This window comes from Streptomyces sp. MBT53 (genome assembly GCF_016654115.1).
GTDB lineage: Bacteria > Actinomycetota > Actinomycetes > Streptomycetales > Streptomycetaceae > Streptomyces.
The window spans coordinates 1-21,267 of sequence record NZ_JAEQAZ010000069.1; the positions used below are offsets into that span (position 1 = coordinate 1).

At 70.3% G+C, this 21,267-nt stretch carries 19 protein-coding genes; 10 read left to right on the plus strand and 9 right to left on the minus strand.

What is annotated here, in order from left to right; translation table 11 throughout:
- The first annotated feature begins 51 nt into the window (after nucleotides 1–51).
- The 3 genes from JHN45_RS24740 (at nucleotide 52) to JHN45_RS24750 (ending at nucleotide 2,183) form a co-directional block, all read left to right on the plus strand.
- Entirely contained in the window at nucleotides 52–711 is a 660-nt protein-coding gene (locus JHN45_RS24740; RefSeq protein ID WP_201050682.1) for a TetR/AcrR family transcriptional regulator, read from the plus strand.
- A gap of 4 nt (nucleotides 712–715) precedes the next feature.
- A complete protein-coding gene (locus JHN45_RS24745; protein WP_201050683.1) occupies nucleotides 716–1,030 on the plus strand; it encodes a hypothetical protein in 315 nt (104 codons plus the stop codon).
- A gap of 103 nt (nucleotides 1,031–1,133) precedes the next feature.
- Nucleotides 1,134–2,183 carry a C40 family peptidase gene (locus tag JHN45_RS24750; RefSeq protein WP_201050684.1) on the plus strand — a complete coding sequence of 350 codons (1,050 nt, stop codon included), beginning with the start codon at nucleotides 1,134–1,136 and terminating at the stop codon, nucleotides 2,181–2,183.
- 18 nt (nucleotides 2,184–2,201) lie between these two features.
- Here JHN45_RS24750 and JHN45_RS24755 read toward each other — a convergent pair whose 3' ends face one another.
- Genes JHN45_RS24755 through JHN45_RS24775 form a run of 5 tightly spaced genes read right to left on the minus strand, consistent with a single transcriptional unit; the run spans nucleotide 2,202 to nucleotide 7,706 of the window.
- Nucleotides 2,202–3,452: a styrene monooxygenase/indole monooxygenase family protein gene (locus JHN45_RS24755; RefSeq protein WP_200711869.1), complete on the minus strand. Its 1,251-nt coding sequence runs from the start codon at nucleotides 3,450–3,452 to the stop codon at nucleotides 2,202–2,204.
- A gap of 46 nt (nucleotides 3,453–3,498) precedes the next feature.
- Complete coding sequence (locus tag JHN45_RS24760) at nucleotides 3,499–4,140, minus strand: ATP/GTP-binding protein (protein ID WP_201050685.1); 642 nt, start codon at nucleotides 4,138–4,140, stop codon at nucleotides 3,499–3,501.
- Complete coding sequence (locus JHN45_RS24765; RefSeq protein WP_200711867.1) at nucleotides 4,121–4,540, minus strand: DUF742 domain-containing protein; 420 nt, start codon at nucleotides 4,538–4,540, stop codon at nucleotides 4,121–4,123. The genes JHN45_RS24760 and JHN45_RS24765 overlap by 20 nt, the downstream gene beginning before the upstream one ends.
- Complete coding sequence (locus JHN45_RS24770) at nucleotides 4,537–5,040, minus strand: roadblock/LC7 domain-containing protein (protein WP_200711866.1); 504 nt, start codon at nucleotides 5,038–5,040, stop codon at nucleotides 4,537–4,539. Before JHN45_RS24770 ends, JHN45_RS24765 begins: the two co-directional genes overlap by 4 nt.
- The gene (locus JHN45_RS24775) at nucleotides 5,037–7,706 is read right to left on the minus strand and encodes a nitrate- and nitrite sensing domain-containing protein (protein ID WP_201050686.1); all 2,670 of its coding nucleotides are present in this window, start codon (nucleotides 7,704–7,706) and stop codon (nucleotides 5,037–5,039) included. Before JHN45_RS24775 ends, JHN45_RS24770 begins: the two co-directional genes overlap by 4 nt.
- A 353-nt stretch (nucleotides 7,707–8,059) precedes the next feature.
- Between JHN45_RS24775 and JHN45_RS24780 the strand changes: the two genes are divergently transcribed.
- Complete coding sequence (locus tag JHN45_RS24780) at nucleotides 8,060–8,848, plus strand: protein phosphatase 2C domain-containing protein (RefSeq protein WP_201050687.1); 789 nt, start codon at nucleotides 8,060–8,062, stop codon at nucleotides 8,846–8,848.
- 30 nt (nucleotides 8,849–8,878) lie between these two features.
- Here JHN45_RS24780 and JHN45_RS24785 read toward each other — a convergent pair whose 3' ends face one another.
- Together JHN45_RS24785 and lon are read right to left on the minus strand one after the other, a co-directional pair.
- Nucleotides 8,879–9,364: a MarR family winged helix-turn-helix transcriptional regulator gene (locus tag JHN45_RS24785; RefSeq protein WP_200711863.1), complete on the minus strand. Its 486-nt coding sequence runs from the start codon at nucleotides 9,362–9,364 to the stop codon at nucleotides 8,879–8,881.
- A gap of 129 nt (nucleotides 9,365–9,493) precedes the next feature.
- Complete coding sequence (gene lon, locus JHN45_RS24790; protein ID WP_200711862.1) at nucleotides 9,494–11,914, minus strand: endopeptidase La; 2,421 nt, start codon at nucleotides 11,912–11,914, stop codon at nucleotides 9,494–9,496.
- A 232-nt stretch (nucleotides 11,915–12,146) separates the two neighbouring features.
- Here lon and JHN45_RS24795 point away from each other — a divergent pair, with 232 nt between their 5' ends.
- Both JHN45_RS24795 and JHN45_RS24800 read left to right on the plus strand, forming a co-directional pair.
- Nucleotides 12,147–12,554 (plus strand): DUF4259 domain-containing protein, encoded by a 408-nt coding sequence (locus tag JHN45_RS24795; protein WP_200711861.1) that lies wholly within the window; start codon nucleotides 12,147–12,149, stop codon nucleotides 12,552–12,554.
- A 29-nt stretch (nucleotides 12,555–12,583) separates the two neighbouring features.
- Nucleotides 12,584–12,775, plus strand: a complete 192-nt coding sequence (locus JHN45_RS24800; RefSeq protein WP_200711860.1) for a hypothetical protein — start codon at nucleotides 12,584–12,586, stop codon at nucleotides 12,773–12,775.
- Between the two features lie 32 nt (nucleotides 12,776–12,807).
- Here the strand turns inward: JHN45_RS24800 and JHN45_RS24805 are convergent, their stop codons facing one another.
- Nucleotides 12,808–13,431 (minus strand): TIGR03086 family metal-binding protein, encoded by a 624-nt coding sequence (locus JHN45_RS24805; RefSeq protein ID WP_201050688.1) that lies wholly within the window; start codon nucleotides 13,429–13,431, stop codon nucleotides 12,808–12,810.
- A gap of 59 nt (nucleotides 13,432–13,490) precedes the next feature.
- Nucleotides 13,491–14,357, minus strand: a complete 867-nt coding sequence (locus tag JHN45_RS24810; RefSeq protein WP_201050689.1) for a rhomboid-like protein — start codon at nucleotides 14,355–14,357, stop codon at nucleotides 13,491–13,493.
- A gap of 131 nt (nucleotides 14,358–14,488) precedes the next feature.
- Here JHN45_RS24810 and JHN45_RS24815 point away from each other — a divergent pair, with 131 nt between their 5' ends.
- The 4 genes from JHN45_RS24815 to JHN45_RS24830 all read left to right on the plus strand — a co-directional run bounded on the left by JHN45_RS24815 (nucleotide 14,489) and on the right by JHN45_RS24830 (nucleotide 21,211).
- Complete coding sequence (locus JHN45_RS24815) at nucleotides 14,489–15,166, plus strand: spermidine synthase (protein WP_201050690.1); 678 nt, start codon at nucleotides 14,489–14,491, stop codon at nucleotides 15,164–15,166.
- Between the two features lie 113 nt (nucleotides 15,167–15,279).
- Nucleotides 15,280–16,020 (plus strand): response regulator transcription factor, encoded by a 741-nt coding sequence (locus tag JHN45_RS24820; RefSeq protein ID WP_200711856.1) that lies wholly within the window; start codon nucleotides 15,280–15,282, stop codon nucleotides 16,018–16,020.
- Nucleotides 16,017–17,123, plus strand: a complete 1,107-nt coding sequence (locus JHN45_RS24825) for an ATP-binding protein (RefSeq protein WP_200711855.1) — start codon at nucleotides 16,017–16,019, stop codon at nucleotides 17,121–17,123. Before JHN45_RS24820 ends, JHN45_RS24825 begins: the two co-directional genes overlap by 4 nt.
- Before the next feature lie 281 nt (nucleotides 17,124–17,404).
- Nucleotides 17,405–21,211 carry a multifunctional oxoglutarate decarboxylase/oxoglutarate dehydrogenase thiamine pyrophosphate-binding subunit/dihydrolipoyllysine-residue succinyltransferase subunit gene (locus JHN45_RS24830; RefSeq protein WP_201050691.1) on the plus strand — a complete coding sequence of 1,269 codons (3,807 nt, stop codon included), beginning with the start codon at nucleotides 17,405–17,407 and terminating at the stop codon, nucleotides 21,209–21,211.
- Nucleotides 21,212–21,267 lie beyond the last annotated feature (56 nt).

A 21,267-nucleotide genomic window follows, 5' to 3' on the forward strand; every position in this document is an offset into this window, starting at 1 on the left:
TGGGCGCGACCAGCCCCCACCGACCCGCACCCGCCCGACTACCCTGCCCCTATGCCCCCCGCCGCTTCCACTCCCGCCTACCGTCGGCTCAACGTCGAGGAGCGGCGCAGCCAGCTCCTCGACGCCGCTCTCACCCTCTTCGCGCACCGCGCGCCCGAGGAGGTCTCCCTCGACGACGTGGCGGAAGCGGCCGGGGTCTCCCGCCCCCTGGTGTACCGGTACTTCCCGGGCGGCAAGCAGCAGCTCTACGAGGCCGCCCTGCGTTCCGCCGCCGAAGAACTCCAGCAGTGCTTCGACGAACCGCGCGAGGGCCCCCTCCTTCCCCGTCTCGCCCGCGCCCTCGACCGCTACCTCGGCTTCGTCGACCAGCACGACGCCGGGTTCAGCGCGCTGCTCCAGGGCGGCAGCGTCGTGGAGACATCCCGTACGACGGCCATCGTGGACGGGGTCCGGCGGGCCGCCGCCGTGCACATCCTCAGCCATCTCGGCGTCGCCGAACCGGGCCCACGGCTGCGGATGACCGTACGGATGTGGATCACGGCCGTGGAGGCGGCCTCCCTCATCTGGCTCGACGAGGACAAGCAGTCGCCCGTCGACGAGCTGCGGGACTGGCTGGTCGAGCAGTTCGCGGCGGTGCTGTCGGTGACGGCCCGGCGGGACCCGCAGACCGCCGAGCTTGTCCGGTCGCTCGCGACGGATGGCCGAGACTGATCCCGTGAAGAGCGAAGAGACCCCGTTCGAGGGCGGCCCCATGGACGGGCGGTCCCTGCCGGTGCTGGTCGGACCCACCGGGAACCCGCCGAAGACCTACCGCATCCCGGTCCCCGACGACGCCGGCGGCCCGCCCACGATCCTCGTCTACCGCCGGGTGCCCCGCGCCCACAGCAAGCGGCTCGGTCTGCCCAAGGGCTGGAAGTACGAGTTCGACCCGGCGGGGAAGCGCGGCAGCGCCCTGCGCTGGCCCTGGTCCAAACCGGAGCCCGCACCAGACGCCACGCCGGGCGGCAAGCCGGACGACACCCACGGGTGACCATGTTGCGCCGAACCGCGCACACCCGGCGCGCGGACCCGGCGCCCCCGTCTGATGCTCACGGTGCGGGGCGGAAGTGCCGCCGCGCACCGGAGGTGATGACGTGTCAGGAAGGCTTCTGCGTCTGGTCTGTACGGCGGCGGTGGCGGCCGGCACCGTCCTCGCACCGCTGCCCGCCGCGGCCGCACCCGATCCGCAGGCGCCCGGACAGCGGCCCGTGGCCGAGCTGCTGACGGACCTTCAGACGCTGTACCGGGACGCCGAACAGGCCACGGAGACGTACAACGCCACCGAGGAGCAGCTGACGAAGCAGCGCGCGGAGGTCGACCGCCTCGACTCCGAACTGGCCCGCGCCCGCCTCACCCTGCACGACAGCCGCGGCGCCGCCGGACGGCTGGCGCGCGAGCAGTACCAGAACAGCACGGCCCTCTCCCCCTACGTCCGCCTCCTCCTCGCCCATGACCCCCAGCACGCGCTCGACGAGGGCCATGTCATCGGCCAGTTGGCGCGCGAGCGGGCCGAGACGGTGGGCCGACTGGTCGGCAGCGAGAAGAAGAGCGACGGCCTGGCCCGCGCGGCCCGCAAGGCCCTGGACACCCAACTCACCCTGGCCGCACGGCAGAAGAAGGACCGCGACGACGTACGGAACCGTCTGGCCGACGTCGAGAAGCTCCTCACCGCCCTCACCCCGGACCAACTCACCGCCCTCGCCGCCTTCGAGAAGACCGACGTCGACAAGGCCCAGCAGAAGTTGGTCACTTCAGGCGCGTTGGGCGACGACAACCGCGAACCCTCCCGGGAGGGGGACCGAGCCCTCCGCTACGCCGTCCAGCAGATCGGCAAGCCGTACGAGTGGGGCGCGGAGGGCCCGAAGACGTACGACTGCTCGGGTCTGACGTCGGAGGCGTGGGGGCACGCGGGCACGCCGATCCCCCGTACCAGCGAAGAGCAGTGGGCGCAGCTGCCGAGAATCCCGCTCGACGAACTGCGCCCCGGCGACCTGGTGATCTACTTCCCGGAAGCCACCCACGTGGCGATGTACCTGGGCGACGGAAAGATCGTCCAGGCCCCGCGCACGGGCGAGAAGATCCAGGTATCACCTGTGGCGTCGTACCCGATCCTCGGAGCCGTACGCCCAGACCAGGCGCCCTGAAGGGGCGCGGGGAACTGCCTAGGCCGTCACAGAAGCCAGGTACGCCCCCGTCTTCTCCGGCTCATAGAAGAAGTTCTCAAAATCGGCCGGATCGTTGAACCCGTTGGCGAACCGATCCGCCACCGGCTGCAACTGCCCAGCCGCGCCAATGAGGTTGAGAATGTGCTCCGGCGGCGGACCGAGCATCGCGTTGGTCCACTTGGTGACATGCTGCGCCGTGTCCCAGTACCGCTCGAACGTCGCAGACATCCAGTCCCCGTCGAACTCCTTCTCCCCGTGTTCGAGGATCGACGCGAGATACGAAGCGGCGCACTTGGCCGCGGAGTTGGAGCCCTGTCCGGTGATCGGGTCGTTGGCGACGACGACGTCGGCGACGCCCAGGACCAGCCCGCCACCGGGGAGTTGGCCGATCGGGTTGCGGACCGTGGGCGCGTAACGCCCCGCCAACGTCCCACCCGCATCCGTCAGTTCGACATCACGCGCCCGCTCGTACTCCCAGGGCGTGAACTTCTCCATGAGTTCCAGGGTCAGGGAGAGGTGCTCGCCCGGGTCCTTGACGCCGTTGAACACGTCGAGGGGGCCGCCGGGTATGCCTTCCCAGAACAGTATGTCCGCGCGGCCGGACGTCGTGAGCGTCGGCATGACGAACAACTCCCCCACGCCCGGGACCAGGTTGCAGCGGACCGCGTCGTAGTCCGGGTGCTCGGGGCGCGGGCCCAGACCGTGGACGTAGGAGACCGCGAGCGCGCGCTGCGGCTCGGTGTACGGGGACCGTTCCGGGTCGCGGCCGAACATCGACACCAGCTCGCCCTTGCCCGCCGAGACGAGGACGAGGTCGTACGTGCGGGAGAAGTAGTCGAGGTCGCCGACCGCCACGCCGTGGATGACCAGTTGGCCGCCGCGCTGGGCGAAGGTCTCCATCCAGCCGGCCATCTTGACCCGCTGGTCGACCGACTGCGCGTACCCGTCCAGCTTGCCCACCCAGTCGATCACGCGCTGCGTCGGCCCCGGGTCGTGCGAGCCGGGGGCGGCGACCGAGACACCGAGTGCTTCGATCTTCGGGGCCTGGGACTCCCAGAAGTTCAGCTGGAGATCGCGCTCGTGCTGCAGTGCCGTGGTGAACATGCACTGCGTCGACATGACCCGTCCGGTACGGATCTCGTCCGCGGTCCGGTTGGACATCAGGGTGACCTCGTACCCGTGCGACTGGAGTCCGAGGGCGAGTTGGAGCCCGGACTGGCCGGCTCCGACGACGAGTATCTTCCGCATGCGGGTGGTGGCTCCTTGGTCGCGACAGCTCGGGGACGGGTCGGGGCTACTCGGGGGTGACGTCCAGCGCGTGGCCGACGAGCGCGAGCAGGGTCTCGATGGCCGAAATCCGCCGCCGCGCGTCCATGATCATTACAGGTATGTGCGCGGGAATCGTCAATGCCTCCCGCACATCCTCCGGGTCGAACCGCTCGCTGCCGGCGAAGTGGTTGACCGCGACGACGTACGGCAGTCCGCAACTCTCGAAGTAGTCCAGCGCGGGGAAGCAGTCCTTGAGGCGGCGGGTGTCGGCGAGCACGACGGCGCCGATCGCGCCACGCACCAGGTCGTCCCACATGAACCAGAACCGCTGCTGGCCCGGCGTGCCGAACAGGTAGAGCACCAGGTCGTCGTCGAGGGTGAGGCGGCCGTAGTCCATGGCGACCGTGGTGGTGGTCTTCTCCGGGGTGCCCGTGAGGTCGTCGGTCTCCTCACTGGCCTCGGTCATCAGCGCCTCCGTCTGGAGGGGCTGGATCTCGGAGACGGCGCCGACCATGGTGGTCTTGCCCGCGCCGAAACCACCGGCCACCACGATCTTCGTGGCGACCGGCGCGCGGTTGCGGTCCAACTGCCAGGCCCGCGGCTGCTCCTCGTCGTCGAGGAGCGGGGAGACGCCGTCGGCGGCGGCGTCAGAGACGACGGAGTCCACTCAGCACCCTTTCCAGCAGAGCGCGGTCAGGACGGCCCGGGCCGTGACCGGTCCCGGTTCCGTACACACGGATCTTTCCCTGGTCCGCGAGATCGCTCAGGAGTACGCGGACCACGCCGAGCGGCATCTTCAGCAGCGCGGCGATCTCGGCCACCGTGCGCATACGGCGGCAGAGTTCGACGATGGCGCGCATCTCCGGCATGACCCGGGTGTTGAGCGAGCCGTTCGTCAACTCCTTGCGTTCCTCCGGGGCTTCGAGCGCCGCCACGAGGGTCTCCACCAGGAGGACATGCCCGAAGCGGGTACGGCCCCCGGTGAGCGAGTAGGGGCGCACCCGGGCGGGTTTGCGGTCGCCGCCGCGCACGGGGAGCCTGTTCGGCGTACTGCCGCCGCCGGTCATCGGGCACTCTCCGCGGACGCGTCTTCGAGGGATTTCCGCAGCTCGCTGCGGAGTTCGGGGGTCAGCACATGGCCGGCGCGGCCGACGAAGAGCGCCATGTGGTACGACACGACGCTCATGTCGCAGTCCGCGGAGCCGTGCACACCGAGCAGCGAACCGTCGCTGATCGACATCACGAACAGGCTGCCCTCCTCCATCGCGACCATGGTGTGCTTCACCGGGCCGGAGTCCATCAGCTTGGCGGCGCCGATGGTGAGGCTGCCGATGCCGGAGACGATGGTGGCCAAGTCCGCCGCGGAGCCTCGCGGTCCTGTGCGCTTGGCGTCGAGGGCCTCTCTGGCCTGTTCGTTCCGGTCCGGGTCGGAGGAGAGGAGCAGCAGGCCGTCGGAGGAGACGACCGCGACCGACTGGATGCCGGGCACTTCCTCGACGAGGTTGCTCAGCAGCCAGTGCAGGTTGCGGGCTTCACTGCTCAGTCCGAAGGTACTGGGCGCGGTCAACTGCTTGCCTCCTCGACGGTGCCCCCCGTGGCTTCTTCGGATGATGCGGTCGTGCCGCGGGGTGCCGGGACCGGGTTCTGGCCGGTCCGTTCGGCGATCTCCGCTTCTACGTCCCGGTAGCCGGCGGAGGCTCCGGCGCGGAAGCCGCCGAGTCTGCGGCGCAGGGCTTCGGCGTCCACGGTGCCGGTCCGCTTGCGCGGGGCTTGTTCGGGCTGGGTGATCTTGGGGGTGCGTTTGGGGAGGCCCTTGGCTGTGACGGGGTCCTCGTCGGCGGCGCGCTCGTGGACCGCGTCGTCGGGGGCCGAGGGTGCCTGCGGGGGGAACTCGCCGTCGGCGACCGCTGGTTCCTCGGCTGTCTCCGCTTCCTCCGCCGCCGGTGGCAGCAGGAGTTCCATCGTCGTCTCGGCCGGGGCTTCCCGGACCGCCTTCTCCGCGAGGGCTACGAGCGGATCCTCGTCCGGCTTCGAACGGCCGTGCAGGACATTGGAGTTGACCTCGGCCGCGGCGCCCGGCAGGGAGTAGGAGTGCGTGGTCCCGGACGCCGGTGAGGACGTCGGTACGGCCGTCATCGGGGCTGCCGCGAGGAGCGGGCTGGGCAGGACCACCACTGCCGCGATGCCGCCCTGCTTCTGGTCTCGGAGCTGGACGCGGACGCCGTGGCGGTGGGCCAGGCGGGCCACGACGTACAGGCCGAGGCCGAGACCCTCCTCGCCCTCCTGGTCGTAGGGGGAGTCCGGGTCGAACTCGGTGAGGCGGGTGTTGAGGCGGGTCATGCGGTCGTCGGTCATGCCGATGCCCTCGTCCTGGACGGAGAGCATGACCTCGCCGTTCTCCAGGAGCCAGCCGGAGATCTCGACGGGGGCGTCCGGCGGGGAGAACGAGCTGGCGTTCTCCATGAGTTCGGCCAGCAGATGGCTCAGGTCGTCCGCCGCGAAGCCCGCCACGTGCGCGTGCGGCGGGAGTGCCGAGATGCGGACGCGTTCGTAGCGTTCGATCTCGCTGACGGCCGCCCGGACGACGTCGACGAGCGGGACCGGGCCCGCGTGCTGCTGGACGTGTTCGGTGCCGGCGAGGACGAGGAGGTTCTCGCTGTGCCGGCGCATGACCGTGGCGAAGTGGTCGAGCTTGAAGAGGGTGGAGAGCCGGTCGGGGTCCTGCTCGCGCTCCTCCAGGCCCTCGATGACGGCGAGTTGGCGCTCCACGAGGCCGAGGGTGCGCAGCGCGAGGTTGACGAAGGTGCCGCCGATGCTGGTGCGCAGGCGCTCCAACTGATCGCTGGAGTCGGTGACTTCGGCCCGGAGTTCCTCGCGGGCGTCGGCCATCCGCTGGCGCTGGCCGACCAGGTGCTTGCGGTCGGCCTCCAGGGTGGCGATGCGCTCGTGGAGGGCGACGGCGTGCGCGTGCAGGGAGTTGACCGAGCGGACGACCTGGGCGAACTCGTCGTTGCGGCCGGTGAACTTGATGGCTTCCTCGGCCGCCGGGTCCTCGGCGCCGGCCAGCCGAGCCGAGCCGCGGCGCAGCACCGAGAGCGGGCGGGTGAGGGTGCGGGCCATGGCGGTGGCGATGCCGACGGCGAGCAGCATGAGGGCGCCGAGGATCGCGACACGGAGTTCCAGCGCCTTGACGTCGTCGTCGCGCAGTTGGGCGAGATCCTTGGAGCGCCGCTCGTAGAGGGCGGACTCCTCGCCGCGCATCAGGTCGACGCGGGCGGAGAGCGCCGCGTCGAGCTTCTTGGTGCTGGTGTCCAACTCGCTGTCGGACAGGGTGGGTTGGTCGGTGAGGGAGGCGAGGTACTTCTCGGCGGTGTTGACCTCGGGTCCGGTGACCGTGGAGTCGTAGCCGGCCAGGGCGGTCTTCGTCGCGGAGTCGCGGAAGTCGGCGAGGGCGGCGTCGGAGCGCAGCCGGGCCTGCTGGGCGGCGGCGCTGAGGGCGTCGCGCTGTCTGGTCTGGGCGTCCGTGGAGCTGGTCTCGGTGACGGCGAGGCCGGTGATGGGGTTGATGACCGTCTTGGTGCTGGTCGGCACGTTCAGTGCGGCCAGCAGCAGTCCGCGGGCGGCGGCGGCCTGCTGGACGGCGGCGTCGAGTTCGGCGAGCGCGTAGGCGCCGGAGCCGGCCCGCGGCGGCATCTGCTCGGCCAACTGCTCGGCGAGCCGGTGCAGTTCGGTGATGGCGCCGGAGTACGCGATGTGCGCCTGCAGGGCGCTGCTCTGGCCGGTGAGCGCGGCCCGTCGTACGGCGGCGACGTCGTCGAGGTCCGAGCGGAGCGCGGCGGAGATGTCGGTGTCGGCGCGCAGCTCGTCGACCTGGCGGTCGACGCGGGCGCTGCGGTCCTCGTCGGGGGCCTGGGACTTGGGGCGTCCGGCGGCGATGTACGAGGTGACCTCGTCGCGCTCGTCGGCGAGCGAGTGGGCCAGCGACAGGGCGTCCTGGGTCTGCTCGGCGAGCGTCACCAGGTCCTGGGAGTCGTGGAGTTGGCCGGAGGCGGTGATGAGGGAGGGGACGCCCGCGGCGGCGATGGCGGCGGCCACGACGGCCACGGCGACGATGAGCCGGTTGCGGACGTGGGTGCTGCGCCCCTTCCCCGCGGGGTCGGGCGTGACGGCACCGGTGGCGCCCCCCTGGGGGGCCGTCTGCTTGGCTGTGCGCCGAGGCCGCTTTTTCTGCACCGGTGCTCGCATTCCTGACTCGTGATACCCATGGGGCCGGGTGACGCTCCGTCATCCCGGTACGGCGACCCTCCCAGTGCCGGTGGGCAGCGGTCGCGCATCATCCGGGCCGCCACCCGAAGGAGTGAACCCCGTAGGGGAGTTGGCGGGCAAGTTCCGGCGGCCCGTCCTACGGCCTTGTGGGCCGCGCCGGTTGGACGTGAGCGGCGGGCTTTGGCAGGATTCGCCGCCACGCATTCCCGGAGTGATCCATTCCAGCCCAAACCAGGCGTCTGACCTGCGGGGCTGCGCCGATTCGGTAACCAGTGCCAAGCTTTTGCGGGGCCTGTGAAGACGTCGTGCAGACTGGCCGAATGCGTACGGAACTTGTGTCGGAGCCCGGCGGCCCGGGCCGCGCCAACGAGGACTTCGCGAGCGTCGGCCTTCCGGCCTCGGGACAGGGCGGTTCGCTGATCGTCCTGGACGGCGTGACCCCGCCGAGAGGGGAGACGGGCTGTCTGCATCCGGTCCCCTGGTACACCGCGCGGCTGGGCGGCGCGCTGACCGAACTGACCGTTTCCTGCCGGGATCTGACACTGGCGGAGATTCTCTCCCGGGCGATCCTCCGAACATCCGAGGCCCACTCCACCACCTGTGACCTTTCTCACCCACGCACCCCACAGGCGACCGTGGTGCTGGCCCGCTGGTCCCCGGAGGAGATCGAATACCTGGTCCTTTCGGACTCCGCCCTGCTGGTGGACTCCCCGGCCGGCGAGGTGACCGCCGTACTCGACGACCGGCTGTCGCGGCTGCCGCGCGCCGCTCTGGCCACGGACGAGCTGATCGACGCCACGCTCCGTAACAAGGAGGGCGGCTTCTTCACGGCCGCGGCCGATCCCTCGGTCGCGGAGCGGGCGGTGACGGGCTCGCTCCCCCGCACCGCGGTGCGCGCCCTCGCCGCCCTGACGGACGGGGCGACGAGGTGGGTGGAGAAGTTCGGCGAGGGCGACTGGGCGGAGTGCTTCGCCCTCGTGGAGAAGGAGGGGGCGGCGGAGCTGGTGCGCCGGGTACGGGCGCTGGAGCGGGCCGACGCGGAGACGCGGACGTATCTGCGGCGGAGCAAGACGCACGACGACGCGACGGTCGTGTACGTCGAACTGTGAGCCGCTGCCTCCGCTCCTGCCGCTCGGGGCTCACTTCTCCATGACGCCGTTCAACTGGTGCAGCAGCCGGGCGAGTTCGGCGACCTCGCGGCGGTCCCAGTGGGAGAGCTGGCTGACGTAGCGCGCCCGCCGGGCCTCGCGGACGTGGGCGACGCGGCGGCGGCCCTCGTCGGTGAGGTCGACCAGCCAGGCGCGGCCGTCCGCAGGGTCGGGCTCGCGGGAGATCAGGCCCAGCTCCTCCAGGGCGCGCAGCTGGCGGGACATGGTGGCCTTGCCGACGCCGATGTAGGCGGCGAGTTCGGTGGCCCGCTGCCGCCCGTACTCGTCCAGCCGGACCAGCAGGCCGTACGCGGCGGACTCCAGGTCGGGGTGGACCTCCCGGGCCATCTCGCCCTGGTTGGCCCGGGCCCGGCGGAAGAGGAATGTCAACTCGCGTTCCAGCGACAGGTATTCGGGATCCGGGTCCGGGATCCCGCTGTCGCTTCTGTCCTCGTCCTTGTGCACGTCAGCACCCATGTTCTGCTTTCCTGATCGAGAAAGTCGCCGCAGTTTCGCCAGTATTTCGCAGGGTGGGACCTACGTACGACGAAGGCCCGGGCCCCTCGTGAAAAGGGACCCGGGCCTTCACCTGACCGGTGGCGTCCGTCACGCCGCCACCGGAACCTCCGGGGTCGCGCCGTTCGTCGCCGGCGACAGGGCCAGCTCCAGGACCTGGCGGACGTCCGTCACCGCGTGGACGTCGAGCTTGTCCAGGACCTCGGCCGGGACGTCGTCCAGGTCGGGCTCGTTGCGCTTGGGGATGATCACCGTGGTGACCCCCGCCTGGTGCGCGGCGAGCAGCTTCTGCTTCACCCCGCCGATCGGCAGGACCCGACCGGTCAGGGACACCTCACCGGTCATCGCCACGTCCGTACGGACCAGCCGGCCGCTGAGCAGCGACGCGAGGGCCGTCGTCATCGTGACACCCGCGCTCGGGCCGTCCTTCGGCACCGAACCCGCCGGGAAGTGGATGTGCACGCCCCGGTCCTTCAGGTCGGCGACGGGCAGCTCCAGTTCGGCACCGTGCGAGCGCAGGAACGACAGGGCGATCTGCGCGCTCTCCTTCATCACGTCACCGAGCTGACCGGTCAGGGTCAGACCCGCCGCGCCCGTCTCCGGGTCGGCCAGCGACGCCTCGACGTAGAGGACGTCACCGCCCGCGCCGGTGACCGCGAGGCCGGTGGCGACACCGGGGACCGCCGTCCGGCGCTCCGCCGGGTCCTGGGCGGACTCGGGCACGTGGTGCGGCCGGCCGATCAGGCCGCGCAGATCGGCGTCGGTCACCGTGAACGGCAGCTCCCGCTCGCCCAGTTCGTGCTGCGCGGCGATCTTGCGCAGCAGCCGGGCGATCGAGCGCTCCAGGGTGCGGACACCCGCCTCACGGGTGTACTCACCGGCGAGCTTGCGCAGCGCGCTCTCGTCGATGACGACCTCGTCGTCCTTGAGTCCGGCCCGCTCCAGCTGGCGCGGGAGCAGGTGGTCACGGGCGATGACGACCTTCTCGTCCTCGGTGTAGCCGTCCAGCCGGACCAGTTCCATCCGGTCGAGCAGTGCCTCCGGGATGGCTTCGAGCACGTTGGCCGTCGCCAGGAACACCACGTCGCTCAGGTCGAGTTCGACCTCCAGGTAGTGGTCGCGGAAGGTGTGGTTCTGCGCGGGGTCGAGCACTTCGAGGAGCGCGGCGGCCGGGTCGCCCCGGTAGTCGGACCCCACCTTGTCGATCTCGTCGAGCAGGACCACCGGGTTCATGGACCCGGCCTCCTTGATGGCGCGGACGATACGGCCGGGCAGCGCGCCGACGTACGTACGCCGGTGACCGCGGATCTCGGCCTCGTCCCGCACACCGCCGAGCGCGACCCGCACGAACTTGCGTCCCATCGCGTGCGCGACGGACTCGCCGAGCGAGGTCTTGCCGACACCGGGCGGACCGACGAGGGCCAGTACGGCACCGCCGCGCCGCCCGCCGACGACACCCAGCCCGCGCTCGCTACGGCGCTTGCGCACGGCCAGGTACTCGGTGATGCGTGCCTTCACGTCCTCCAGGCCGGCGTGCTCGGCGTCCAGGATCGCCTTGGCGCCCCGGATGTCGTACTCGTCCTCGGTCCGCTCGTTCCACGGGAGTTCGAGGACGGTGTCCAGCCAGGTACGGATCCAGGAGCCCTCGGGCGACTGGTCGGAGGAGCGCTCCAGCTTGTCGACCTCCTTGAGGGCGGCCTCGCGGACCTTCTCGGGAAGATCTGCGGCCTCGACCCGGGCGCGGTAGTCGTCGGACTCCTCGCCGTCCTTGGCCGAGTCGCCGTTCAGCTCGCGCAGCTCCTTGCGGACGGCTTCGAGCTGGCGGCGGAGCAGGAACTCGCGCTGCTGCTTGTCGACGCCTTCCTGCACGTCCTTGGCGATGGTCTCGGCGACATCCTGCTCGGCGAGGTGGTCGCGCAGGTGCTGGGTGGCGAGCTTGAGGCGGGCCACCGGGTCGGCGGTCTCCAGCAGCTCGATCTTCTGTTCGGTGGTCAGGAAAGGTGAGTAACCGGAGTTGTCGGCGAGGGTGGACACGTCATCAATGGCCTGCACGCGGTCGACGACCTGCCAGGCCCCCCGCTTGCGCAGCCACGCCGTGGCCAGCGCCTTGTACTCCTTCACCAGCTCGGTCACGGAACCGGGCAAGGGCTCGGGCAGGCTCTCGTCGAGCGCGGTGCCCTCGACCCAGAGCGCGGCACCGGGACCGGTGGTCCCGGCGCCGATCTTCACGCGGCTACGGCCGCGGATCAGCGCGCCCGGGTCGCCGTCGGCCAGCCGGCCGACCTGCTCGATGGTGCCGAGCACGCCGGTGCTCGCGTAAGTCCCCTCGATGCGTGGCACCAGCAGGACCCTGGGCTTTCCGGACTCGGACCGGGCGGCGGCCTGGGCGGCCTCCACGGCGGCGCGTACATCGGTGTCGTTCAGGTCCAGCGGAACCACCATTCCGGGCAGCACGACCTCGTCGTCGAGCGGCAGCACGGGCAGGGTGAGCGGTGTGGACGTCGAAGCCATGATCTCCCCTTAGGCAGTCAAGTTGAGCTATGCCGACTCAATGCTTGGGCGTCCTCGATTGTTCCCCACCTGTTGTTCGCCGTGAGCGATCAGCGGTGGCGGACCCGTCTCAGTGCAGGTCAACACGGAAACGGGGCGAGGGCTTCCCGGGAGTGCGGGTGCTTCGGCGGCCGATGTCAGTGGCGCCTGCCACGATGCGGGACACCATCACGACCGGGATCGGGAGAGACACATGGGCACGTGGGATGTCGGCCCCTTCGACAACGACACGGCGGCGGACTGGTGCGGCGACCTCGACGACGCCGCCCCGGACGCGCGTCAGGGCTTCGTGCGGGACACCCTCGCCCGAGCGGCCGACACCGCCGGCCACCTCGACGCGGACATCGGCGACGAAGCCGTCGCGGCAGCGGCCCTGGTCGCCGCGCAGTGCCCGGGCGGCGAGCCGGCCCACCCCCACTACGGACCGGACGAGCCCGTCCCCGACCTCACCGGTCTGCGCGCCCTCGCCCTCCGGGCCCTCGACCGCGTCCTGACCGAGCCGTCCGAACTCCTGGAACTCTGGGACGAATCGGACGGCGACCCCTGGCACACGACCGTCAACGGGCTCCGCGAGACGCTCACGCCGCAGCAGCCGGCCTGATCACCCGCGCCGGGTAGGCTCACGGCACCATGGAACAACTGCCCGAGAGCGTGGACCGGGACATCCTGCGGCACCGGACCGTCGCCGCGATCGCCACCATCCGCGAAACCCTGGGGTGCAGCATCCACCAGGCGGTCGATGTCCTCGCGAAGCGGCACGAGGAGCTCCGCCGTGACCGTCCGGGCGACTTCGAGCCGAGCCGGGACCAACACGGAGGGTGAGTCGCGAAAGTGTGACACCCAGGGCGGGAATGTCACGCTTTTTCGGAGACGGTCCCCTCCGGCCGGGGCGGATCGGCGACCGTGCGGCCCAAGTAGGCCAGCAGCTGTCCGTGCGGGGCCGCCCCCGGTGCGGGCTGGACCTCGGGGCCGAAGACGCCCGGCACGCGGTACGCGTCGAAGCCGCCGAGGCCGTGCATCACCGCGAGCAGCTCCCCGCACAACTCCTCGTCCACCACGGCCTGCTGACCCGTCGCGACCGCCAGGTCCACGCCGTGGACGCAGACCTCCGTGAAGTGGATCAGCGCGGCCATCGGGCCGGGCAGCGCGCCGAGCGAGATGTGGACGGTGGTGTCGAGGGCACCGGGACGGTTCCAGGCCGCGCGGTCGGTCTCGGACGCCTCCGCGTACGCGCCCCGGGGATCCGCGCCCAGCCAGTCGGACTCGTGCTCGCCGCCCGGATCGGTGCCGTTCAGTTCGGCGGCGAAGATGCGCATCCCGCCCACTGTGTGGTTGAGGACCACTCGGACGTCCCACTCCGCGCACGGAGTGGGGTTCACCCACTGCTCCTCGGCAACTCCCGCCACCACAAGGCCGGTTGCCGCGAGCGCCCGCTCGATCCGTCGTATCGCGATCGACTCCGCACCCGTGTCCGCCACGTGGACCTCCCCCGTCCAGGACCGCGTTCGGCCGTCCACACCATCTCTACAGCGGGGAGTCAGACTCGGGCAACCTCAACCCGGGCGAGCCCGAACCGGGCCAACCGCTCGGCCCGCTGCCAGCGCCGTATCAACGGCCAGGTCGCGACGCCTATCGTCAGCGAGATCAGATGGCCCCAGTTCGTCATGGGGTCGGTGAACGCCATCAGGTCCGAGACCAGCGTCCAGCCGAAGAGGGCGAGCAGCGGCAGCCCGAGCCAGGGCCTGAGCAGACCGGCCAGCGCTCCCGTGCTCGCGGCGACGCCGAAGCTGATGCCGTAGTCGAAACGGTGCAGCGAGGTGTCGGGCAGGTGTCCCGCCAGCACGGCCAGCCCCACGGTGCCCTCGGTCGCGAGCGTGGCCAGGATGTGCCCGGTCAGGAACACCCCGGCGGCCCGCACCCCGCCGATCCGCCGCTCCAGCGCGGTCAGCACCAGCAGGAAGAGGAACGCGTACGGCGAAAGCACCCCGCCGACGATCCACAGCGCACTGGCGACCAGCACCAGGAACGGGTCGCTGACGAGGTGGGTGACATCGGTGCTGGAGGCCTGGTGCAACTGGCTCACCAGCGTGGGATCGGCGTACTGCGCGATGAGCGAGGTGACGACGAGAAGCGTCCCGTAACCGAAGGTGAACGGCGTCCCGGTGGGCGTGGGCAGCAGCCGCCAGGGGGCGAGGAGGCGCAGCGCGGCCGGCATGCGCGACCCGCGGGGAATCGCGGGGGTGGACGCCGAGACGGAGACCGCGGGACGGCTCAACCCCCAGGTCGTTTCCACCACTTCGCGCTGTCTCGGCATCGCGTCCAGCAGAGAGGAGTCCTCCCCGGCCGAAGGAGCGCCCTGGGGCGTGGCGGAGGCCTGGGTATCGGCCGTCGCGGTCCGTTCCACCGTGAGGGGCTCCTTCCGTTTCACCCCACCCTTCGCCGTCCCACCCGTCGCTGTCTATGACCGACGCCACGCGAGAGCCGATTCATAGCAACCCGAAAGCTTTCTTACGCGTCCGCCGGTACCGTGCGCGGATGACCACCCCGTACGACACTCCCCTTGTTCTGGACCGTCGCGAGGGCCCCTACGGCGAGGTGGTGCTGCGCCGGCACGGGGAGTTGCTGCAGATCATCGCCAACGGGTGCTTCCTGATGGACACTTCCGACGGGCGCTCGGAGCGGCTGCTGGTCGACGCCGCGTACGCCGCGCTCGACGGGCGCCCCCAACCGGACGTGCTGATCGGCGGGTTGGGCGTGGGTTTCTCACTCGCCCACGCCGCGGCCGACCCCCGCTGGGGCCGGATCACGGTCGTGGAGCGCGAGCCCGCGATCGTCGAATGGCACCGCTCCGGACCGCTGTCGGCGCTCTCCGCGTCCGCTCTCGCCGACCCGCGGACCGACATTCTGAAAACGGACCTGGTCGCATTCGTCAATGAGACATGCGACACATTCGACGTACTCTGCCTCGACATCGACAACGGGCCCGGCTGGACCGTCACCGACAGCAACGACAACCTCTACTCACCGGCCGGACTGGCAAGCTGTGCAAGGGTGTTGAGGCCTGGCGGGGTACTCGCGGTGTGGTCGGCGCAGCCCTCTCCGGAATTTGAGCGAACCTTATGGAATGCCGGGTTCCAGCAGGTGCGTACCGAAGAGATCCCCGTTGCCCGAGGAGTTCCCGACGTCGTGCACCTCGCCGTCCGACCTGGATAGCAAACGGGTTGCGGCTGCCCGTACCCTGCTTGCCTGACGCGGATCATTCAAGCGTCAAGCGCAGTCATGGGATCACCCCACTGGTTCCGGAAAGCACACTTCAGGGGCGGGCGATGGAGCAGACACACACCTCCCACAACGGTGCGGCCACGGCCACACCGGGCGCGCAGCGCCGGGTGCTCGTGGTCGAGGACGATGCGACGATCGTCGACGCCATCGCGGCCCGTTTGCGCGCCGAGGGATTTCTGGTGCAAACCGCGGGCGACGGGCCCTCGGCCGTCGACACCGCCGAGGCCTGGCAGCCCGATCTGCTGATCCTCGACATCATGCTGCCCGGCTTCGACGGCCTGGAGGTCTGCCGCAGGGTGCAGGCCGCCCGCCCGGTGCCGGTGCTGATGCTCACCGCGCGCGACGACGAGACCGACATGCTGGTCGGGCTCGGGGTCGGCGCCGACGACTACATGACCAAGCCGTTCTCGATGCGGGAGCTGGCCGCGCGGGTGCACGTCCTGCTGCGCCGCGTCGAGCGTGCCGTGGTGGCCGCCTCCACCCCGCGCTCGGGCATCCTGCGCCTGGGCGAGCTGGAGATCGACCACGCGCAGCGTCGGGTACGCGTACGCAGCGACGACGTCCATCTCACGCCCACCGAGTTCGACCTGCTGGTGTGCCTGGCGAACACCCCGCGTGCCGTGCTCTCCCGCGAGCAGCTGCTCGCCGAGGTGTGGGACTGGGCGGACGCCTCTGGCACCCGCACCGTCGACAGCCACATCAAGGCGCTGCGCCGGAAGATCGGCGCCGAGCGGATCCGCACGGTGCACGGTGTCGGCTACGCGCTGGAGACTCCGACGCCATGAGCGGCGGGCCGACGTCACGGAGGAGCCCCGGGGAGCCCTGGGGCGGCGTACGCCCGTTCTCGATCAAGACCAAACTGGGCGCGCTGGTCGTCATCTCGGTGCTCATCACCACCGGGCTGATGGTGATCGCCATGCGCACGGCGACGGAGCTGCGCTTCATCACGGTCTTCTCGATGATCGCCACACTGCTGATAACGCAGTTCGTGGCCCATTCGCTCACCGCGCCGCTGGACGAGATGAACACGGTCGCCCGGTCCATCTCGCGCGGCGACTACACCCGCCGGGTGCGCGAGAACCGCCGCGACGAACTGGGCGACCTGGCCGAGACGATCAACGTCATGGCCGACGAGCTGGAGGCCCAGGAGCGCCAGCGCAAGGAACTCGTCGCGAACGTCTCGCACGAGCTGCGCACCCCCATCGCGGGCCTGCGCGCCGTACTGGAGAACGTCGTCGACGGCGTCTCGGCCGCCGACCCGGAGACCATGCGGACGGCCCTGAAGCAGACCGAGCGCCTGGGGCGGCTCGTCGAGACACTGCTCGACCTCTCCCGCCTGGACAACGGCGTCGTACCCCTCAAGACCCGCCGCTTCGAGGTGTGGCCGTATCTCTCGGGCGTGCTCAAGGAGGCCAACATGGTCTCCTCCGCGCGCGCCGGCATCGCGTCCGGCTCGGGCAGTCACACGCGCACGGACGTCCATCTGCACCTGGACGTGTCCCCGCCGGAGCTGACCGCGCTCGCCGACCCGGAGCGCATCCACCAGGTCGTCGCCAACCTCATCGACAACGCGGTGAAGCACAGCCCGGCGCACGGGCGCGTGACGGTCAAGGCGAGGCGCGGGCCGCTGCCCGACTCGCTGGAGCTGGAGGTCCTGGACGAGGGGCCCGGCATCCCGAAGGCGCAGTGGCACCAGATCTTCGAGCGGTTCAACCGGGGGGCGGTGAGCTCGCCCCACGGACCCGGCAGCGACGGCGGTACGGGCCTCGGCCTGGCGATCGCCCGCTGGGCCGTGGATCTGCACGGCGGCCGGATCGGTGTGGCCGAATCCGACCGTGGCTGCAGGATTATCGTCACCCTTCCGGGACTGTCATCCGTGCCAAGTTGACGTAAAGTTCGACCCGGAGCCCCAAGATCCACGGCGGTCCGCGCTGACGGACACGTGTGATCAGGCACAGGCCCGCGCCCTTCGTGCGCCCGGCCCGCACCAAGTCGCCCCTTCTGTAGCGGAACCACGCTTGTTTCCCGCCATTTCAGCCCCCGAAACACACTTTCCGGTGTGACTTACACGACGATGGACCGGCCCGACCTGACCTTCGTGGTCATGGGGGCGTAGCCTTAATTCCCGCTGTCCATCACCTTGTGAAGCGGAAGAGGGCGGTTGCCGCCGTGTCGTCACAGTCCCCCAGTAACTCGACCATCTCGACAGAGTCCGACCAAGCCGCGGGTAAGAATCCCGCGGCGGCGTTCGGCCCGAACGAGTGGCTCGTCGACGAGATCTATCAGCAGTACCTCCAGGATCCGAACTCGGTAGACCGAGCCTGGTGGGACTTCTTCGCCGACTACAAGCCGGGCGCGGCTGCCGCCCCGACCTCGACTTCGGCGGGTACTGCGGCCACGGGGGCCGCAGGGACCTCCACCCCGGCCGCTCCGCCGGCGCCCGCGGCTCCGGCCGTTCCCGCGCCGGCGCCCGCAGCCGCCGCTCCCGCCCCGGCACCGGCTCCCGTCGCCGCTCCGGCTCCCGCGAAGGCCGCCGCTCCGGCTCCGGCCCCCGCGACGCCCGCCGCCGTGAAGCCGAAGGCCGAGCCCGCGACCGAGGCCCCCGCCGGCCCCGAGTACGTGACGCTGCGCGGCCCCGCCGCCGCGGTCGCGAAGAACATGAACGCCTCGATCGAGGTCCCCACCGCCACGTCGGTGCGTGCGGTCCCGGTCAAGCTGCTCTTCGACAACCGCATCGTCATCAACAACCACCTGAAGCGCGCCCGGGGCGGGAAGATCTCCTTCACCCACCTCATCGGCTACGCGATGGTGCAGGCCATCAAGGCCATGCCGTCGATGAACTACTCCTTCCAGGAGAAGGACGGCAAGCCGACCCTGGTCAAGCCGGAGCACGTCAACTTCGGTCTCGCCATCGACCTGGTGAAGCCCAACGGCGACCGGCAGTTGGTCGTCGCGGGCATCAAGAAGGCCGAGACGCTGAACTTCTTCGAGTTCTGGCAGGCCTACGAGGACATCGTCCGCCGCGCCCGCGACGGCAAGCTGACGATGGACGACTTCACCGGCGTGACGGTCTCCCTGACCAACCCGGGTGGCCTCGGCACCGTCCACTCCGTGCCCCGCCTGATGCCCGGTCAGTCGGTCATCATGGGCGTCGGCTCCATGGACTACCCGGCGGAGTTCCAGGGCACCAGCCAGGACACCCTGAACAAGCTCGGCATCTCGAAGGTCATGACACTCACGTCGACCTACGACCACCGGGTCATCCAGGGTGCCGCCTCCGGCGAGTTCCTGCGGATCGTCGCCAACCTCCTGCTCGGCGAGAGCGGCTTCTACGACGAGATCTTCGAGTCGCTGCGGATCCCGTACGAACCGGTCCGCTGGCTCAAGGACATCGACGCGTCGCACGACAACGACGTGACGAAGGCCGCCCGCGTCTTCGAGCTGATCCACTCCTACCGGGTCCGCGGCCACGTCATGGCCGACACCGACCCGCTGGAGTACCGCCAGCGCAAGCACCCCGACCTGGACATCACCGAGCACGGCCTCACCCTGTGGGACCTGGAGCGGGAGTTCGCGGTCGGCGGCTTCGCCGGCAAGTCCCTGATGAAGCTGCGCGACATCCTCGGCGTGCTGCGCGACTCGTACTGCCGCACCACCGGCATCGAGTTCATGCACATCCAGGACCCGAAGCAGCGCAAGTGGATCCAGGACCGCATCGAGCGCTCGCACTCCAAGCCGGAGCGCGAGGAGCAGCTGCGCATCCTGCGCCGCCTGAACGCGGCGGAGGCCTTCGAGACCTTCCTGCAGACGAAGTACGTCGGCCAGAAGCGCTTCTCGCTGGAGGGCGGCGAGTCGGTCATCCCGCTCCTCGACGCGGTCATCGACAGCGCTGCGGAGTCCCGCCTCGACGAGGTCGTCATCGGCATGGCCCACCGAGGCCGCCTGAACGTGCTCGCGAACATCGTCGGCAAGTCGTACGCCCAGATCTTCCGCGAGTTCGAGGGCAACCTCGACCCGAAGTCGATGCACGGCTCCGGTGACGTGAAGTACCACCTGGGCGCGCAGGGCACCTTCACCGGCCTGGACGGCGAGCAGATCAAGGTCACCCTCGCGGCGAACCCGTCCCACCTGGAGACGGTCGACCCGATCATCGAGGGCATCGTCCGCGCCCGCCAGGACATCATCAACAAGGGCGGTACGGACTTCACAGTCCTGCCCCTCGCCCTGCACGGCGACGCGGCCTTCGCGGGCCAGGGCGTGGTGGCCGAGACGCTCAACATGTCGCAGCTGCGCGGCTACCGCACCGGCGGCACGATCCACATCGTCATCAACAACCAGGTCGGCTTCACGGCGGCGCCCGAGTCCTCGCGCTCCTCCATGTACGCGACGGACGTGGCGAGGATGATCGAGGCCCCGATCTTCCACGTCAACGGCGACGACCCGGAAGCAGTGGTCCGCGTGGCCCGCCTGGCCTTCGAGTTCCGCCAGGCGTTCAACAAGGACGTGGTGATCGACCTCATCTGCTACCGCCGCCGCGGTCACAACGAGTCGGACAACCCCGCCTTCACCCAGCCCCTGATGTACGACCTGATCGACAAGAAGCGCTCGGTGCGCAAGCTCTACACCGAGTCCCTCATCGGCCGCGGCGACATCACGCTGGAAGAGGCGGAGCAGGCCCTCCAGGACTACCAGGGCCAGCTGGAGAAGGTCTTCACCGAGGTCCGCGAGGCGACGGCCCAGCCGGGTGCGGCGCCGATGTCGGACCCGCAGGCGGAGTTCCCGGTCGCGGTCTCCACGGCGATCTCCTCGGAGGTCGTGAAGCGGATCGCCGAGTCCCAGGTCAACATCCCGGACAACTTCCACGTCCACCCGCGCCTGCTGCCCCAGCTGCAGCGCCGGGCGACGATGGTCGAGGACGGCACGATCGACTGGGGCATGGGCGAGACGCTCGCGATCGGCTCCCTGCTCCTCGAGGGCACCCCGGTCCGCCTGTCCGGCCAGGACTCCCGCCGAGGCACCTTCGGCCAGCGCCACGCGGTCCTCATCGACCGCCAGACGGGCGAGGACTACACCCCGCTCCAGTACCTCTCCGAGGACCAGGCCCGCTACAACGTCTACGACTCCCTCCTCTCCGAGTACGCGGTCATGGGCTTCGAGTACGGCTACTCGCTGGCCCGCCCCGACGCGCTCGTGATGTGGGAGGCGCAGTTCGGCGACTTCGTCAACGGCGCGCAGTCGGTGGTCGACGAGTACATCTCGGCGGCGGAACAGAAGTGGGGCCAGACGTCCGGCGTCACCCTGCTCCTCCCCCACGGCTACGAGGGCCAGGGCCCGGACCACTCCTCGGCCCGCGTCGAGCGCTTCCTCCAGCTCTGCGCCCAGAACAACATGACGGTCGCGATGCCGACCCTCCCGTCGAACTACTTCCACCTCCTGCGGTGGCAGGTGCACAACCCGCACCACAAGCCGCTGGTGGTCTTCACCCCGAAGTCGATGCTGCGCCTCAAGGCCGCCGCGTCGAAGACGGAGGAGTTCACGACGGGTCAGTTCCGCCCGGTCATCGGCGACGCCACGGTCACCGACCCGGCGGCCGTCCGCAAGGTCGTCTTCGTCACCGGCAAGCTGTACTACGACCTGGAGGCCGAGCGCGCCAAGCGCGGCACCACGGACGTGGCGATCATCCGCGTCGAGCGCCTGTACCCGCTGCCGGGTGCCGAGCTCCAGGCGGAGGTCAACAAGTACCCGAACGTCGAGAAGTACCTGTGGGCCCAGGAGGAGCCGGCCAACCAGGGCGCCTGGCCGTTCATCGCCCTCAACCTGATCGACCACCTGGACCTCGCGGTCGGCGCGGACGTGCCCCACGGGGAGCGCCTGCGGCGGATCTCGCGCCCGCACTCGTCGTCTCCGGCGGTGGGGTCTGCCAAGCGGCACCAGGCTGAGCAGGAGCAGTTGGTTACGGAGGTGTTCGAGGCTTAGGTCTCGACACACACCGGTACCGATCGAAGGGCCGCCTCCGGAGGAATCCGGGGGCG